Below are 1,064 nucleotides of genomic sequence, written 5' to 3' on the forward strand. Positions count from 1 at the left end.
GACGAACCACGGGCCGCGCTCACCGCCTTGGCCGAGCTGCATGTGCGCGGCGTGAATGTCGACTGGCCGTTGACGTCCGGGCAGCGGGTGCTGGACCTGCCGACCTACGCCTTCCAGCGTCAGCGGTACTGGATCGACAGCGCCGCCGGGCCCACCGGCGCGGGCCATCCACTGCTGGGATCGCCGGTAGAGCTGGCCGAGATGAATGGGGTGCTGTTCACCTCGACGGTGTCGCGCCGCAACGAACCGTGGCTGCGGGACCAGAGCACCCTGCCCCCGGCCGCCTTCGCCGAAATGGCCCTGGCCGCCGCCGACGAGACCGGACACACCCAGGTCGAGGAACTCACCGTAGAGCTGCTGCCCACGCTCCCCGACGACCGCGCCCTGCGGATGCAGACCTGGATCAGCGACGGCCGGCTCACCATCCACGCCCGCTACGCCGACAACCAACCTTGGACCCGGCTGGTCACCGCCCACCTGACCGGCGCCACGCCCGCCGCCGGACACCACGAGGACGACTGGCCTCCCGGCACGGCGACACCGATCGAGACAACCGGGCCGGCGGTGCGGTCGGCATGGCGTCGCGGCAAAGACCTTTTCGCCGACGTCGCCCTGGACGACAGCGAGGACGCCGCCCGGTACGCCCTACACCCGGCGCTGCTGACCGCCGCCCTCAGCCTCGCCGGCGATGATGCCGCCGCCGGCTGGCGGAACCTGAGCCTGCACGCGGGCAACGCCACCGAGCTACGGGTCCGGGTCACCTCGAACGGCGACGGCACCCTGACCATCGGCGCCACCGACGGCACCGGCCGGACCGTCCTGTCCGCCTCGACCGTCACGCCGGGTGCCATCCCCGTGTTCGCACCTACCGCGACCGCCGACGACGACCTGTTCACCGTGACCTGGACCGAGGTGCCGACCCCCGAAGGCGTGCCGGCAGTCGACGCGGTGGTCTTCACCGCCCGTTCTGACGGCGCCGATGACCCGTTGGCGCAGGCCCGCCGTCTGACCACCCAGACTCTGCAGGCCATCCACGACGCGCTGACCGCCGACCACACCCTGAT

The 1,064-nt window shown here is 72.0% G+C and carries 1 pseudogene; it reads left to right on the plus strand.

The features are described 5' to 3' along the window. Positions 1 to 1,064: pseudogene (locus tag AB0M54_RS47895) on the plus strand (hypothetical protein); the annotation flags it as partial.

The sequence above is a fragment of the Actinoplanes sp. NPDC051470 genome, from assembly GCF_040682035.1.
GTDB lineage: Bacteria > Actinomycetota > Actinomycetes > Mycobacteriales > Micromonosporaceae > Actinoplanes.